At 29.7% G+C, this 16,713-nt stretch carries 15 protein-coding genes and 4 pseudogenes; 8 read left to right on the forward strand and 11 right to left on the reverse strand.

The window, feature by feature from the left end; translation table 11 throughout:
- Window positions 1-239: 239 nt before the first annotated feature.
- Window positions 240-752 (reverse strand): DNA-binding protein, encoded by a 513-nt coding sequence (locus MHH59_RS29615; protein ID WP_340853560.1) that lies wholly within the window; start codon window positions 750-752, stop codon window positions 240-242.
- Between the two features lie 21 nt (window positions 753-773).
- The gene (locus tag MHH59_RS29620; RefSeq protein ID WP_033707514.1) at window positions 774-1,124 is read right to left on the reverse strand and encodes a hypothetical protein; all 351 of its coding nucleotides are present in this window, start codon (window positions 1,122-1,124) and stop codon (window positions 774-776) included.
- Between the two features lie 232 nt (window positions 1,125-1,356).
- Between MHH59_RS29620 and MHH59_RS29625 the strand changes: the two genes are divergently transcribed.
- From MHH59_RS29625 to MHH59_RS29635, 3 genes and pseudogenes are all read left to right on the forward strand, one after another.
- Window positions 1,357-2,400, forward strand: a complete 1,044-nt coding sequence (locus MHH59_RS29625; RefSeq protein WP_016093774.1) for a tyrosine-type recombinase/integrase — start codon at window positions 1,357-1,359, stop codon at window positions 2,398-2,400.
- Window positions 2,401-2,611: 211 nt separating this feature from the next.
- Window positions 2,612-2,937: pseudogene (locus MHH59_RS29630) on the forward strand (helix-turn-helix domain-containing protein).
- Window positions 2,938-3,058: 121 nt separating this feature from the next.
- Window positions 3,059-3,766, forward strand: coding sequence for an IS6 family transposase (locus MHH59_RS29635; protein ID WP_340853563.1), 708 nt, complete (start codon window positions 3,059-3,061; stop codon window positions 3,764-3,766).
- A gap of 178 nt (window positions 3,767-3,944) precedes the next feature.
- Here MHH59_RS29635 and MHH59_RS29640 read toward each other — a convergent pair whose 3' ends face one another.
- Window positions 3,945-4,136 (reverse strand): hypothetical protein, encoded by a 192-nt coding sequence (locus MHH59_RS29640; protein ID WP_016093776.1) that lies wholly within the window; start codon window positions 4,134-4,136, stop codon window positions 3,945-3,947.
- Between the two features lie 359 nt (window positions 4,137-4,495).
- Window positions 4,496-4,774: a hypothetical protein gene (locus MHH59_RS29645; RefSeq protein WP_002187120.1), complete on the reverse strand. Its 279-nt coding sequence runs from the start codon at window positions 4,772-4,774 to the stop codon at window positions 4,496-4,498.
- A 739-nt stretch (window positions 4,775-5,513) separates the two neighbouring features.
- Between MHH59_RS29645 and MHH59_RS29650 the strand changes: the two are divergent.
- Window positions 5,514-5,882 (forward strand): annotated as a pseudogene (locus MHH59_RS29650) (helix-turn-helix domain-containing protein); the annotation flags it as partial.
- 339 nt (window positions 5,883-6,221) lie between these two features.
- Here MHH59_RS29650 and MHH59_RS29655 read toward each other — a convergent pair.
- From MHH59_RS29655 to MHH59_RS29685, 7 genes and pseudogenes are all read right to left on the reverse strand, one after another.
- A pseudogene (locus MHH59_RS29655) lies at window positions 6,222-6,771 on the reverse strand (polysaccharide deacetylase family protein); the annotation flags it as partial.
- 104 nt (window positions 6,772-6,875) lie between these two features.
- A complete protein-coding gene (locus tag MHH59_RS29660) occupies window positions 6,876-7,286 on the reverse strand; it encodes a disulfide bond formation protein B (protein ID WP_340853565.1) in 411 nt (136 codons plus the stop codon).
- 41 nt (window positions 7,287-7,327) lie between these two features.
- Window positions 7,328-7,735 (reverse strand): thioredoxin family protein, encoded by a 408-nt coding sequence (locus tag MHH59_RS29665; protein ID WP_340853567.1) that lies wholly within the window; start codon window positions 7,733-7,735, stop codon window positions 7,328-7,330.
- An 11-nt stretch (window positions 7,736-7,746) separates the two neighbouring features.
- Window positions 7,747-9,852, reverse strand: coding sequence for a peptidase domain-containing ABC transporter (locus MHH59_RS29670; protein ID WP_340853568.1), 2,106 nt, complete (start codon window positions 9,850-9,852; stop codon window positions 7,747-7,749).
- A 313-nt stretch (window positions 9,853-10,165) separates the two neighbouring features.
- On the reverse strand, window positions 10,166-10,354 hold the full coding sequence (locus tag MHH59_RS29675) for a hypothetical protein (protein WP_340853570.1): 189 nt from the start codon (window positions 10,352-10,354) through the stop codon (window positions 10,166-10,168).
- A 995-nt stretch (window positions 10,355-11,349) separates the two neighbouring features.
- Window positions 11,350-11,727, reverse strand: coding sequence for a 4'-phosphopantetheinyl transferase family protein (locus MHH59_RS29680; protein WP_340853572.1), 378 nt, complete (start codon window positions 11,725-11,727; stop codon window positions 11,350-11,352).
- A 20-nt stretch (window positions 11,728-11,747) separates the two neighbouring features.
- The gene (locus tag MHH59_RS29685; RefSeq protein ID WP_340853574.1) at window positions 11,748-12,047 is read right to left on the reverse strand and encodes a hypothetical protein; all 300 of its coding nucleotides are present in this window, start codon (window positions 12,045-12,047) and stop codon (window positions 11,748-11,750) included.
- A 346-nt stretch (window positions 12,048-12,393) separates the two neighbouring features.
- Between MHH59_RS29685 and MHH59_RS30940 the strand changes: the two are divergent.
- From MHH59_RS30940 to MHH59_RS29700, 4 genes and pseudogenes are all read left to right on the forward strand, one after another.
- A pseudogene (locus tag MHH59_RS30940) lies at window positions 12,394-13,453 on the forward strand (transposase); the annotation flags it as partial.
- A gap of 590 nt (window positions 13,454-14,043) precedes the next feature.
- On the forward strand, window positions 14,044-14,643 hold the full coding sequence (locus MHH59_RS29690; protein WP_340853576.1) for an ArsR/SmtB family transcription factor: 600 nt from the start codon (window positions 14,044-14,046) through the stop codon (window positions 14,641-14,643).
- A 2-nt stretch (window positions 14,644-14,645) separates the two neighbouring features.
- Window positions 14,646-15,899, forward strand: a complete 1,254-nt coding sequence (locus MHH59_RS29695; RefSeq protein WP_340853578.1) for an MFS transporter — start codon at window positions 14,646-14,648, stop codon at window positions 15,897-15,899.
- 508 nt (window positions 15,900-16,407) lie between these two features.
- Entirely contained in the window at window positions 16,408-16,644 is a 237-nt protein-coding gene (locus MHH59_RS29700) for a helix-turn-helix domain-containing protein (RefSeq protein WP_340853579.1), read from the forward strand.
- The last annotated feature ends 69 nt before the right edge of the window (window positions 16,645-16,713 follow it).

Consider the following 16,713-nt stretch of genomic DNA (forward strand, 5'->3'; position numbering starts at 1 on the left):
AAAATTATCTGTTATCTTTCCCTCTATTTTCTATATTATATATATAAACCCTTTTTTGTAATTACAATGAATTTTTTACGGAACGGACCCAAAAAAACGACCTCTCAAATTCATCTGTAAACAACATTGTCATCTTAGGTAATGTATTTATACCTGATAGTTAAAAAGTCTCTTAAAAATAAAAATAGACCACTTAGAACGTTTTTGTGTTTTTTAGAGGTCTATTCTCACTAGAATTTCTATTCTTCTATGTCTTCTTTTACTTCTGCGGATAAAATGTCTTCAGCAAACTTCTTGTAGCCATTATATCCTTTCTTTGCAGCCTTTTTCTTTATTGCTTCTACTACCTTTTCATCAAGATATAGACTTAAATGCTGCTTTTTTTCTTTCGACTCCTCTTTTGATCTATTTTCAATTCTTTCTTTGAAAATTTCCAGATCGTTTTTTAAGTACAATCGTTCAGTAGATTTCCCTTTAGCAATCTCTTTAAAGGGCAATATCCCATCTTTAGCTGCATTATGAACGTAAGTCTTAGATTTATTTAGAAATACAGCCGCTTCTTTTAATGTTAAAGAGTCTTTGTATAATTCCTCTAACCTTTTTACATCTTCTTGCTCAAAACGATATCCACCATCTGCTTTCCAGGTATCCAGATTGATAGGTTCGATGTGTTTATACTTAATTAAATAGCCTAATTGATTTTTTGTTAAACCTACCCTATCGCATACCTCTTCTAAAGATAAATAGTCCATTTCTCACCTCATCCGAAACTTTCATTCTAGCTGTTGTTTAAATTTTCTTAGTTGATACTTTGTTAAACCTGTTTCTTTTACTACATCTGTGATTGAGTACTCCTTATACTGCAGATACTTAAATGGATTTTCCATATAACGTTCTCGTACCTTATTAAATGTACTCTTTTTCGATAAAGAATTCAATTTCTCTCCTTTCTCTCGGATGGAATCGAAAATGGGACAACCTTTGCAATGTTTATAGTTTCTTTGTTTTGCCTGTTCTTGCTCATCTGTACAATTCACTGATAGGTTGTTCAGAGGGCAAATTGAACAATGGGTATCTTCTAAATTATAGATTTCATGTAAAATTTTCCGACGAAGATTAGTCAAAAAAATCTCCTCCTACCGCACTTGGATTGAAATGTACAAAAAAACAAATTAAACATTTCCATTATACATCAGCTAAACAGAAACGTTAAATATTAAGGTAAAAATATATATTTAAACATTTCATTTTATACCACAATAAATAACGCATTTATTGTGGTATAATTAGAATCATAAAAATTTATATACAAATTATTTGTTTAATATTTCATTCTACTAAAGGTTGTGTTTAAATTTGAATATTATAAATTACGAACATAGTAACCAACTTGTAAAATCAAAATCAGATTTTTTTGATAGCAGTCATTTTGAAAAAATTATGGGTATGGGCATCAGGAATATTGACTATTCTAAATTAAGTGAAGAATCATTGGTTTATTTATTTCTACACGATGAACCTTCTTTAACGAAAAAAAGAAGTGAACGAACAAAAAAGATTTATCTGCATGATTTGTCTCATTTTCTTCGCTACATAAAAGAAACAATCGGAACAATTCACGATTTATCCCATAATGAGATGGAAATCTACTTCTATCAACTAAGTAAGAAGTATGCTGCCACTACATTACGTCGAAAGAAAACGGTAGTCCAGCAGTTTCTAAAATACGTTTATGATAACACGGGTCTCTCAGATGACTATAGTAGTCGTCTCAAAAAAGTATCTGTAAAAAAAGAAGATCTGGTCAATCGTGACCTCTTTCCTGAAGAAGTAAATGAAATACTAGATGCACTGAAGAAAACAAGTTTCTTTATGTATACATTGTTTTTCCTTCTTACGACTACTGGACTCCGGATTGAGGAAGTTGCAAACGCAAAATGGGCAGATCTTGTATTCCATTCCTCATTAAATGCTTATCTCTTGCGTGTAGTTGGGAAAGGAAATAAAGCCAGGGAAGTTCGTATTTTTGAAGATGTACTCGACGATATCTGTCGCCTTCGTCAATTGCGTAAACAAACAAGTGAATTGGACGCCTCTAGTACATCTGCTTTTCTACCTAAAGCCGATGGCTCTTACTATAGGGCCGACTACTTATCAAAATATGTAGCAGAAAAGATTGAAGAAACAAACTTACCATTTTTACGTTACCGAAAGGATAGAATTACCCCCCATACCTGCAGACATTTCTTTGCGAATCATTTGATGGGAAAAGGTGTCGAACTTAAGAAAATACGTGACTATTTAGGACACGAATCTATTATGACGACGGAACGCTATTTAAGGGAACGTACAAGACGTCAAAACTTGGCCACAATAGATATAGGAAATTCATTGTTTTAGTAAACATATATAATAGGAAGATTCTCGATTTGATGTATCGATTTCTTCCTATTTTTTCGCGTATAGAATTATAAATGGCTTTCTATTATCACAACATTAAGACTAACTATTACAAATAAAAATAATTTATGACTTATTATAAGTCATAAGGATGCAATTTAACTTTTCTGTTTTACACTAACGTTATAAATCAGAAAGGAAATGTGATGATATGTCTCAACTAAGTAAGCGACTTGCTGAGTTGAGAAAAAACAGGGGTATACTCAATTCGATGTAGCATATCGCCTGAATATCGCACGTACCACATATGCCAATTGGGAATATGGAAAAACTGACCCAGACGCAGATTCAATCATGAGTATTGCAGACTTATACAATGTATCCATTAATGAATTGTTTGGACGAAACGCACCTCTAGAAAGTAAATTAGAATCAATTAAAGTAGCAGCGTCAGATCTATCCCCTAAAAAACAACAGGAAGTTTTTGATGTTCTTATTGATTATACTAATTTCATTAAAAAACATTTCACTAAATGAATTTAAATTTTTCGTATAGCACCTTTTATAGGTTCTGGTGCAAAAACTTCAAAATATCTAAAAAAAGTCTTTCAGACTTGGACATACTGATATTATTACTCTAAAAAAGGATGTGATTGGTATGGAAAAGCAAAATCTATTCAAGTGGAAACATTATCAACCGAATGTTATTTTATTAACCGTGAGATGGTACCTACGGTACAACCTCAGTTTTCGTGATTTAGTCGAAATGATGGAAGAACGCGGGCTATCCCTGGCTCATACAACTATCATGCGATGGGTTCATCAATATGGTCCCGAATTAGATAAGCGAGTACGACGTCATCTTAAGTCAACCAATGATTCTTGGCGAGTCGATGAGACGTATGTGAAAGTCAAAGGTCAATGGATGTACCTATATCGTGCTGTTGATTCAAAAGGATATACAATTGATTTTCATTTAAGCAAAACAAGAGATCATAGGGCTGCAAAGCGTTTTTTCAAGAAAGCTTTGCAGTCTTTTCATGTTTCAAAGCCCCGTGTGATTACAGTGGACAAAAACCCGGCCTATCCTATAGCGATTGAAGAGTTGAAGACAGAGAAAAAGATGCCTGTGGGCATCCAAATAAGGCAGGTAAAATACCTTAATAGCATTGTAGAGAAAGATCATCGTTTTATTAAAAAGAGAGTTCATTCAATGCTAGGATTGAAATCTTTTCGTACAGCTAAATCTATTCTTTCAGGAATAGAAGCGATGCATATCATTAAAAAAGGCCAACTTATTTTACGGGAAAAGTCTGTCAAAAATGAAGTGAAGTTTATTCATCAACTATTCGGAATGGCTGCATAAGAATAGATTCCATTAGGAATCTATATACCTCTTTCAAATAAATACAATCTTTGCACCAGAACCGTTTCAAATCTATTTCACCCCTTATCTTTCCTTAACAAAAAACAAGACGTCACCCAGATTACAGTAACGCCTACGATAATTGCTATAAACTTAATCAAACTCATTTATCCTTACACTATTTATTTCTTTGCCTCCATACCCCATTCTCTTTACGATAAGTATTCTTACCATTCATGAAGTCAGCTGTATTATCAGGAATGCTATATTTCTTATTCTTTTTCTTAGCCTTCTTCTTCAGCCTCTTCTCTTCTTGAACAGCTTGCAAGTCCGCCTTCCATTGTATCAACAAATCCTTTTCACGTCGCATCGAATTTGTACCCCTTGGATTAAAATGTACATCATATAATTAGATTCTACCTATTTATATAATTATTTAATTCAAATGTCCATTTTGTACAAAATAAAAGAGCACCCATAATCGATAGGTGCTCAAATATATGAAGTGGGGCAACCCCATACTCCAATATATGCTTGTCCTTATTAAAAGGTGCAAAATAAAAAGAGTACCCGTCATTAGGTACCCTTCAACAAATAAGTATGGTGCCCCAAGTTTCACCTCATATGATAACTCGTCACGAATTCATCATATGCTTGTCTTATTAGAATGTTCACTGTTTTAATGTGTAATTTCTATATAACAAAGAAAAAAGCACCCGTTTTGGATGCTTAATGTATACTAATATTAATATTGAATAGCTCTATTGATAGACTTTCTAGAACAATGAATATACTAGCTGAAGCTGATCTATATCCAATATTATTTCCTGTAACATTAATAGTAATCTCCGCTAAATGGGTTTGCACATCATCTTTTTCAAAAATTTTATCTTCAACCTTTTCAATTATTGCTACATTATCTACTTCTTTAAAAGTTTTCAGCAATTTTGTTTCTAATAAAGTAAAATCAAAATTTTCATCTTTAACTACATCAAATTTAATCTTCATTTTTATTTCCCCATTTTTAACCAGTTAATATATTTATATCAGTATAATTATATATACTTTTATTATATAATTCAAAAGTTATGTTTTATAAAACTCCCCATAGTTCACATATTTAATAGAGAGAAATAAAAAAACAAATGGCAAAAGTTCCTCTTCCAAGGTCAAGATAACTCCCAACCTTCTCCAAGTCACCGCAACACTATATATTAGCTACACGCTTCACATTTGGTTAGTTCGGTGACTTGGAGAAGACTAAGAATCTTCTTGTTTATACTCCGTAGAGTCGGCTACTTAATGTCATTTTCGCCAATTTCCTTTACACAACGTTGAAAGAATTTATATCAAGACGCGTGTATTTCTTCCTGCACCTTGTTTGAACCAGTACATTAGACGGAGGGGAAGGTTCCATTGTACTTGCTCAAACAAAGAGCCGAAGCTCCTTGCTCTCGTTTTGGTCATTAATAAGAATCGTGAGTAATTACTAATGAGCGAGATCACGTATACAACTTTGTACCAGAAACGCGATGTTCATTCAATCAAGAACAACCACCCCATTTCCATTTTCAAGAACCGACATAACAGAGTAATAGACTTATATTCATTATCAACCCAGAGGACGAATTCCGAGCTGAATAGTAAATATAAATAATTTCGGGAAGCTCTTATTCCCTCTAGCCTCCGCGTCACCGAGTAACGTTATTATAATGGGAACGCTATCCCCAAAACGTATTCTCTTTCCAAAGAACTGTTTATAGGAATAGCTTATAATCTAATAAATTTAGTTTATAAAGAGCTTGGTGTCACAAATATGCGATTGACTATTACATCAGATAATATCAAATTAGAAATTAAACCCTTCGTATTACAAGTAGAGCCATTGCAATTTCAAGAAGAGATTAAATACTTACATTCTCATATGAAATCCGGCACGATCCTTCCACATGTAGAAGGGATTTATTTTAAAAGTAATGTAGAGCCATTAACTTTTCATGCGGATCATGAATTTAAACAAAAAGTAGTTCAAATGGCCGCGGATGCTGGTATGGGCCAAGAAGAATTCTTATTGCAAGCTATAAAATCTTATATGAGAAATTTAGAACAACAGTAAATATTTATTAATAATAAGAAGCGTAGAAAATAAATCTTTCTACGCTTTTTTAGATTTATAAATTTCAAATTAATTTTCTTTATAGGGTAACACCAACATGCCCATCAACTTAAGAAGAATAAACACCCCTAAAATAAAAAAATGAGCTGACTTCTCAAAATAACTAACGATAGAGAATGAAAATTTTCATTTTGGGGTTATTTCAAAGTCTTAACTTAATAGCAATGTGACACTACCTCTAGTAGACATACAATTTCAGAAACACGCTCTTACAGATATTTAAATCCTATATGAACTGCTTATTCCATTCTGATTTTCTTTTAACTACTACATAACTTTTTATATACGATTATCATGGCAGAAGTTTATTGGAAAATGATCATTCTCATTATAAGCTTTAAATTCATAACCTTTTTCTTTTAAACCCTTTTATGATCGCTAGGACTTCAGCAATTGATTGTGGATGGATATCATGCATTAGAACCATTTTTTTGAAAATGTTGCGTCTACTAATACATTTTGAACAATCTTTGCGACTGCCGTGTTAACCGGTATTTCATTATATTTCTAATCTAAAGAGTCAATTGTCCAATCCCATACTTTTAAATTATTACTGACTACTTCACTTCTAAGTGATTCATTTAATCCTGACATCAATCCATAAGGTGGAAGCGTTACTTTTGGTGATCTTCCAATGACATTTCTAATTTAAGATTAATCCTCTTTCATTTTCTTAACATATTCTTGATTGGTGTATAACCATTTTAAATCATGTTTTATGCTATGTATGCCAATATAATGCCCTATATATGTTCTCGCTTTACCAAATCAGGGAACTTTTTCACATTATCTCCAGTTTTAAAAATGTAACTTTCACATTATTTTTCTTTCATTCCCATTAAACGTTTTGGTATAATTTTTTCTAAATTATTTTTAGAAAGGTTACTTACCTCTAGCTACTTCCTAAATATTATTCCTTATTTACTAATCTGCTTATGATTTTTTCAAACTTTGTAACAAAATCTTCTCGTTCATAAAAAATGATAAAACAAATATTATTATGAATGCTGTTAAAGACATAAGGGGAATTGTTATAAACCCTCCCCACTTACCATAGATTGTTAGGCAGCTACTTGTAACACTACAAAAGCTACTTTTCTGTTGAGTAAATTGAATATAATTATGGTAAGAAGAAATAACTATACCTATTCCTGAAAAATAACGAAGGTAATATTTTACATTCTTATCATTAATTAGTATTGAAATGAACATTAATAAAGGTATTGGATACATTAAAATTCTTTGATACCAACATAGACTGCAAGGAACGTAGCCCTTTACTTCACTAAAATATAAACTCCCTATTGTTGCTACTATTGAAACAAGAAAAGAAAAATACACCATATATTTACCCCTTTAAAAGATTAAATTGATTTAAAGTAAATTTATTCTACTAAAAATGACTTTAATTCAGCTTTAGATTGAACTCCCTCTATTCGATTGATTTCTTCCCCATTTTTATAATTTAGTAGAGTTGGTGTTTTTTGGATATTATTTTTTTTCAAAAATTCAATATCCATGTTTTCTTCAGATTCCATATTTATAGCAAATACCTTTTTTTTATCTTCTTTAATCACTTCATTTAAGAATGGCTTAGTAGTTTGGCAGGCTGTACAGCTAGTTTTGTAAACATATATATAAAAATTATCTTTCGAGTGTATTTTATCTTTATATTCTTTTATATAAATGTTTTTATAATTAGGTTTTTCTAAGTCTTTTGAAGTAAATATAAAAAAAAGCGAACCAATACTTAGTAGAATAATGAAAGTAGAAAACATGATCTTTTTTGACATTTTCTTCACCTCTAATTTAATTGTTTCTCAAATTCTTTTTGTATTTTGAGTATAGATTTTTCTTTAAAAACATATTTCTTATCATATTTAGTTATATACTCAGGATTATGAGTAATAAAAATTATTATTGCATTTAAATCTAATAAAGCATCATAAATTTTTATGAAGTTATCAGGATCCACATTACTAAGCGATTCATCTAAAAGCAGAACACTTGGTTTATGGAGAATCGCTCTTGCAAGGCATAATCGTTGTTTTTGTCCAGTAGACAAATTGGAATTACTATCATTTATTACAAAATTAAATTCTTTAGGAAGTGAAGTGATTACATCATAAATGTGTGCAATTTTGCAAGCTTTTATTATTTCATCTTCAGAAAAATTTTCACCCATACATAGATTTTCTTTAATTGTATTTTTGAAAAGAAATGGATTTTCATTTAAATATATAAGTTCTTTTCTTAAACTATTATCATTAACTTCATTAATATCAATACCATTAATATATATTTGCGATGGGCTAGTTTGATAAAGTTTGTTTAATAATTTTGAAAACGTAGTTTTTCCTGAACCACTTTCGCCAATTAAGATAACTTTTTCATTATCAAAAATATTCATGTTAACATTTTTAATAATACAGTGATCATTAATATGAAAGTTTAAATTTTGTATAGATATGTCTTTAATCCTTGTAATATCTGTCTGATGTTTGTTTTGAACTACTGGATAATTTATTACATCCGTTAACCTTTCCTTAGCCACTAATGATTTTTGAATTTCTCCTTGTAATTCAATTAAGCCTGTCAAGGAGCTTAGCATAAACATAGTTAACGAATTTATAAAAAGTAAATCCCCTAATGACATAGTATCCGCCATAATCTGTTTAGCACCAACATATAATAATATGATGGAAAATGAAGTTTGAACAAGTTTTTTAAGTCCATTATTATTCGTTATTGTAACTGCTTCTTTTAACGCCGAATTAAGTTCTCTATTAAATACTTTGTTAAATACAGAGAAAAAATATTCTTTCTTGTTTAAAGAATAAATATTAGGCATATTTTTTATAAATTGTATTAAAAAAGATTGTGTATCAGCATTCTTACTCATAGAATCTTTATTTCTTCTTTGGAGGATATCATAATACATTAAAGTAACCGCTATCAGAATTAATGTTAAAATAAAAACTGTAAAAAAAAGCAAAATATTAATACTATAAAGGACAAATCCAATTCCTAAAAAAATTACAGTATTTAATATGACTGAAACAAAGGCTACATTTAATAAATTTCTAATATAATAAATATCATTGAATCGCGATATAATGTCACCATCATCCCTATTTTCAAAAAAAATAATAGGTAATTTTAATATTTTCCGAAAAAATTCTTTCGATATAGATTGATCTAATTTTATTGAGGCTTTATTAATTATGTAAGTTCTTAGATAATCAAATATATTACTTAAAAAATTTATTCCTAAAAAAATTAAAACGAATTCTAACAGTAGGTAATCATAACTATGGGGAATTATCTGATCTATTACAAGTTTAAAGAAGAACGAATTACTAATAGAAAACAACACAAACAAAATAGATAAAAATAAGACAAACGAGATACTTAATTTATTATTTTTTATTAATTCCTTCAAGAAGTTCTGATGATAACCTGTTTTTTCAACAGAACTACTGTTTTTAGATTCAATTAAAAGAAATATGCCTGTAGTATGTTTTTTAAATTCCTCAATAGTAATTTTAGATATTTTGTCATTGCTCGGATCACTTATTACTAATTTATTTTTCTTTCTTTTATAAATAATTATATAGTGACCTTCATAAGATTGGTTGACCTCTTTATTTATTAAAGCTATACAAGGTCCTTCAATATGTTTTAATGCTTCTGCAATGTCTTCTTTATTTATCTCAACAGCTTTACATGAAAAATGATTAACTTGACTGAATAACAATATCAAATCTTTTAAATTAAATCCGTTCTTATAAACAACTTGATCCCTAAGATAATTAATACCATGATGCAAATGATAATATTTAAAAATAGATGCTACACAAGCAATTCCACAATCATATTCTTCTTGTTGTTTTGTATGTATGTATTTCATTTTCTATCACCTTTACAGAATATTAGGATTTTAAATTCAAGAAGTGCATATTATATAGCAACAGATTCCAAAATACTTCTTCTCTAAATAGATTTTGGAATCTGTTATAGAATATTTTAAAAAGGATTTAAGTCAATATGTATGAATAAATGAAAATTCAGATTATTATTCTACTATTATACTGACTTTTATAATTTTTGAGATTACTACAAATATTACAATGAAACAAAATTCATTTTATACATTATTTACACTCTGGATAGCAAAACTGGTCAAATATTTTATATACCTTAACATTTTAATATACATTAATTTAATAGGAGCAAAACTTATTCCATAAATCGCATGATTTTATATCATTGCGTTGACACAACACTAGTAACGCCTTACAATTTGGTCCTGCTCCTCCACCATCATGTATTACTGATTCATTTTTAGGATTAATGCCTCCAACATGTTTTGTTAATTCTTCTGTTTTTAGTTCACGCATAAGTTTATTCATCTGTATTCCTCCTTCAAGGTTTTTTTGTTACAATAATTACAATATAATACTATTTTTGGGATGTCAATAGTGATATTTAAATTTTAAGAATATTCTAATGTTCAGAATTCATTACTAATCTCGGTTTATAAAAAACAAAAATTAAATTAATTCCCATTAAAAAGGATATTCGATAGTAGTAGTTGAAAAACATATAAAAAGGAATACATTGAGGTAGCCTTACCATACTTTTTTCATTAACTATAAATACTACACTCTATAATATTTATTAACAAAATCTACTTAATATTTTCTTATTTTACAACTATACTTAATTAAAACGATAAAAAACCTCTTTTGTATTAATAGATTCACAAAAGAGATTCTTATTTTAATAAATTATCTTACAAGTTACTAGACTAATTTATGCCTTTCATACACTATTCTCGCCCCTAATACATCTATTATCCTTATGTTCACAAAATTTTTGTAATAACCTTTTAGGATTTCAATAAAAATCATCATATAAATACATTCTTTTTTTCGATAGAAAGATTGCAACAAGTTTAATACAGCCCTTTTTCTATCCTAATTTGGTGACTAATTGGATACTGAATGGAGTAAATTTTTTCAAGTTTTAAAAGCTTTCTTTGCTTTTGTTTCCAAATCATTATCCATGTATTTAACAGCTTGTACACCAATTCATCAAAAAAGCCTCCGCAAAGAATAAAAGTTCCGCTTCCCTGTATACCACCAAATAATTGCAAAATAAATTACCCATTGAAATGCCGATTAATGAATATATTACTTAGAAAAATGAGATGCATATTAAAATTTCGACTGACATTCTTTTAACATTGAGCCTTCGAATGTTTCCAATCCCAGTTAAAAAGGACTTAGGAAAAGTCCTTACCAATTTATTAATCAGTAAACCACTGCCTGTACTTATATAAATTCCTTGCAACCATCTTGTTGTTTTTGCACCTGCCCCTTTTTCAAACATATTTTTCAACTCTCTACTTTATGTCTTGAATAATATTATCTATACATTTCCTAACAATATTATTTGGAAAGCGATTTGACATAGCACATATAGAAAGTTTGTAATTAGAATCTATTGGATATTGTGTAAAGAAATAAGAAGCATTAATAATATCTTGTTCTACTATAATATCTTCTTTACTATTTTTTTTAATTGTAAATGAATCAAGAGGAATAGAGAGGCCTTTCCCTAAAGCTTTTATGTAACTTTCTTTTAATGTCCATATATCATAAAAATGATTTATTCTTTCAGTATATGGCTTAGCATTTAAATTTTTCACTTCCATAGCAGAGAAGAATTGTGAAACGAAATTTAATTTTATATTATGTATCTCCTCAACATCTATTCCCACAGGTGCATTATCAGTAATACCTACAATCCAATCACCTGAATGTGAAATATTAAAAAAAAATCACTTTTTCCTTTCCAATACGGTTTACCATATTTGTTATACTCATATTCAATATTTTGATTTAGGACTTTATATTTCTTACAAATTATAGATCTTATTAAGACATCACCTAACAACGATCTATAAGAATCTTCTTTGTTTACATAACTCTCTATTTTTCTTCTTTTATCTGCAGACACTATTTTTATTAAAATATTATATCTATTTTCATCTATAACTCGTGGCTTTTTTATTGCATATACACTAATCATCTTAGTCATTATCTCACTTTCTCAGTTGGATTTAATTTATATACTAAAACTATCCTAATGGTAGAAGAAGCTAAAAGATTAATTACTTAATGCTCTTACTAATAATACATGTATACCAAAACACTTCATACTATTCTAAAAATTTAATATACTTAAAAACTACATTTTTATTTTAATACATTCGACTATCGAATTACCACAATAATATATTTTCATATATTCTAGGAGAGTATACGATATTTTGTTTAAATAAATAGAATCGAAAAAAAGGAAGAACATTTCTTGATAGAATTGAGTTACCACACAAAATTCAAAGAAAAGAGATTTTCCCACGAAACAGTTTACATCAGAATTCATCGAAGCACTAGCCCAAAAAGAGATATTACGGACATTGTTTGTAAGTACTTAGAAAAAGCACTAAACACATTACCAGCAACAAAATTAACTATATTTTTAAACTAAGAAAAACATGCTCGCACCGGCTTCAATTCAAATAATTCACGTAATGGTTCATATTCTGGAACATTTCACACAGATTACGGGGATTTAAACAACCGACAGTCGCACCATATCAGCGCTTAATTAATACGCTAGAAGCGACAGTTATTCATCTCTTCCATAATCTCAATTATTATGACAGAAATCGCGCATTTAATTGAGATTATGTACGATCATTATTACACACTTCAAGCAATCTGAAACAAGACAAATATCGTGTCTAAACAAATAGAGGCTTTTAATCAACGTTCTTTACATGCACGTGTGTATGTAAAGGTAACATATTTCCCTCTGTGAAACCGCGGCAAAAGAAACTGTATACATCGCTGTTTAAATTTGTGAGAATAGCCCAGCCCAAAAGAAGTGCTTGCCTAACTGAGTCATCTTTTAACTGGTAAAAGCCCTTAGAAGAGCTAAAAGACCATGGTGTAGAGAACATACTTCTGTTTATTTCAGAAATCTTAAAAGATAGGACAGATGCTATCTCAAACGTGTTTAATCCATGTCGTACACAATTTATCGCACAAAGTTCGATTAGAAGAACGTCAAGTAGTGTATGCGAATTTCAAAACAGTTTATAAAGTCGCTTGTCAGAAATCTAGTCAGGAAGCACTTGATGTTTACTGTTCAAAATGGCCAAAAACCTATCCAAAAGTGGTGAAATCAATGCAAATAAATCAACACTTATTGAAGTTTTACAGCTTCTCAAAGTATATTTTTAGCAGTATTTATTCGATGAATTTAATCGAGTTTTTTAATAAACAGATCAAAAAAAGACAAAGCGTAAAGAACAATTTCCAAATGAAGAATCAATGGGATGCTTCCTAGTCTCGTAATTTGAGGACTATAATCAACTCTTCAAACAAAGTTTTTTTACTAAGAGTGACATTTTATCTGAAAAGGGCGAAAGGGAACTTATACAAAAATATTTTTGCTCCCCGCGAATTAACAAATTTATTTTAATTTTTAATAATTATATATTAACCTTACAAATACTAGTACCTATCCTTCATATTGGTGTTATCCGTTTTACAAATCCCTTAATCCCCATCCTCCCTATGACAAATAAAATAGCTTATTATTTATTAATTCTCCACACTTAAAACCTTGATTTTAAAATACAATTTCATTATTTAGTATTTATCAAATCTATTTTTTTCGAATGTAATTATCACAATCTTAAGGGATTTTCCAAAAATCAATTGAAGAAGTACTCCATTTATAATGCTTATACTAATTAAAATATCATATTAAGTTAGCTTATAATAGTCTGATTAAATTACGAACCCTAACAAATATAAAGATTCTAGCTTTATGTATAATCATTCTCAAAGTTTTTACATAAAGAGACGCGCATAATAATTTCCCTATCGGTATTCTAAATTCAAATAAATTATAGTAATAAATCTTATTATTATAATTTATTTTGTCTATTGACAATTTACTGAAAAATCAGGTATGTTTATGTCAAGAAATACTGACTAGTCAATTGAAAGGAACATGTTTAATGAAACAACAAGATTTATTAATTCTAAATAACTATGAGCAATTGAAGGTATTAAGCGATCCTTTAAGAGTAAAAATTCTTTCCTATTTAATTGAGGAGCCTCTTTCTGGACAACAATTATCTAAAATAATTGGTTTATCTCGATCGAAAATCCATTATTACTTACGTGATTTGGAAAAAAACAAATTGATTCAACTAGTAGAAGAGAATAAAAAAAGGAATATGACTCAAAAAATATATCAAGCAGTAGCTAAAAGTTTTATTCCATCTAACGACCTCTTGCCGTTTTCTTCAGAATATGGAAAAAGCCGTAGGCTGGTAACAATTGCAACTTTAAATCGCGCGAAAGAGCGCGCTTTGGCAGCTCCTGAAAGCGCATTTATAACAACTTCTGAAAAACCAAACGAATGGTGTAGAGTATCAAGTCAATTAGAAGTGAGAACAACTAAAGAACATTTTGAAGCATGGGTTGCGAAATATCATACTCTATTAAAAGAGCTTGAGGACATTAATGATTTAGAGCAATGTGATGCTAAGTGGTTCTATGTAGCAACAGTTGGCTTCCAAATTGATAAACCGTATTTTAAAGGAGATGACTAAAAGTGAGTGAACCTGTTCTACAAAAAACAAAAGTTAAGATAAAAGATACCTCATTGATAAAAGAACGCTCTTTCGTTTTACTTTGGATTGGTACGTTTTTTACTGGGTTAAGTTTTAGCATGTTTTATTTTGCTGAAGCCTGGTATGTAGTAAAGATGTTAAATTTAGAATCTTCGTTAGGAATCATTTATATTGCAGGTGCCATTCCTAGGATTATATTTATGTTGCTAGGTGGCGTATTAGCTGATAAAGTGAGCCAATCCAAAGTTATGTTCTTTTCAGATTTTACGAAATCACTAATTGTTGGAGCACTTGTCATTTTATTAATGTTAACAGGTGAAATACATTTATGGACTTTAATCTTTTTTGCATTAATTTTTGGCGTACTAGATGCTTTTTTTTGGCCAGCTTCGAGTTCAATTATTCCTGCAATTGTTCCCAAAAACTCACTAACAAGAGCTAATTCAATTATTCAGACTACTAGCCAATGCACTTCTATTTTTGGACCAATGGTAAGCGGCATTATTATTGTAAACTTTGACTATACAGGCATTTTTGGATTGGTTGCTAGCTTTTTATTACTAGGGAGTATTTTTGTATTATTCATTAAGATTGATAGCAAAAATACTAATATAGAAAATAAGCAGCCAATTCTTCAAAGTTTAAAAGAAGGCATTAGTTATGTACAAAAAAAACCCGTTTTAAAAGCTTTCGTTTTAAAAACTCTATTCTTAAATCTTTTTTTTACAGGTCCATTAACTATTGGTCTCCCTATTTTCGTTAAAAATGTGCTCAAAGGGAATACTTTATATTTTAGCTTACTTGAATCATGTTTAGCTATAGGAATGGTCATTGGATCTGTCATTTTGAGTATATTGAATCTTAAGAAAAAAAGAGGCATTGTAAGTCTTAACTCACAAATGCTACTAGCACTTTGTTTTTTATTGTTTAGCTTTTCTTTTGAATCATGGCAAAGTATTACTATTGCTATTTTTCTAGGAATTTCAATGACTGTTTCCTCCATATGTGCTGTCTCACTTATTCAAACTGAAACAGATTCAGATATGACCGGTAGGGTAATGAGTATTCAAACACTTTCTTCTATGGGGCTTACACCAATCTCATTTGGGTTAACATCATTACTCCTTTCACTTGGAATAAATATACAAATAATTATATTTATCGGGGCGTTATCTTTATTAATATTTACATTTATTCTTTATTTTAAAATACCTATATTACGTGAAGTGGACTAAAGTGTTTGCATTATAAAATTCTAAATTACATCTTAAAAGTTGGAGTCGTCCAGATCTTCTTATCATCGACGAATTAACAACCAATATATTCCATAACAATAAGAACAAGGTGATGCACTTATTGTAACTTCCACTAAATATTTTATTTAGTGGGAAAAATTTGTGAGAGATGAAGTATAAGTTACGGCCATGTTAGCCGATTTTAACATCACGCAACGATATTTTATTTTAAGGGGGATTTATATAGGCTTCGTGTGAAGAAAAAGCTGAAATACAGCCAATAACATTAAACCGCTAATACAGTAGAATTTATTTCTGTTAAAAAAGAGTGAATTTGAATAGGTTATTAACACCCTACATAAAAGCATCATCATTTCTTATTCTTTAAATATTCATATAACATATTTAAAGAATAAGAAATAGACTCCATTTAAAAAAAGATAATATGCTCCCCATGAGGTAGAGAGATAAAAAATAAAATCTGTTTATTTAAGGGGGAGTATTTTCTATGGATCGAATGAAATATTCTAAACTTGAAAAATTGATTATTTTATCTATTTATAAAGATAGCCATCATTCAATAATTAACATTACGGCTATCTTTTCTGTTGATTTCGAATTAAAAAAAAGATATGAAATGAATGGTGAAGATTGTTTAACGCTTAATGTACATCGTTGGATTAAAGTCTGTGATTCGTCGAAAAACAACGCGTTATGTTCCCTCACCCGCACAATATGTCGCTGAAAATCGACTCAATCGTAAGTTTACTGCAAGCAGCCAAATGAAAAATGGGCAACAGGTGTCATCGAGCTT

The organism is Bacillus sp. FSL E2-0195, assembly GCF_038003645.1.
GTDB classification, from domain to species: Bacteria; Bacillota; Bacilli; order Bacillales; family Bacillaceae_G; genus Bacillus_A; species Bacillus_A mycoides.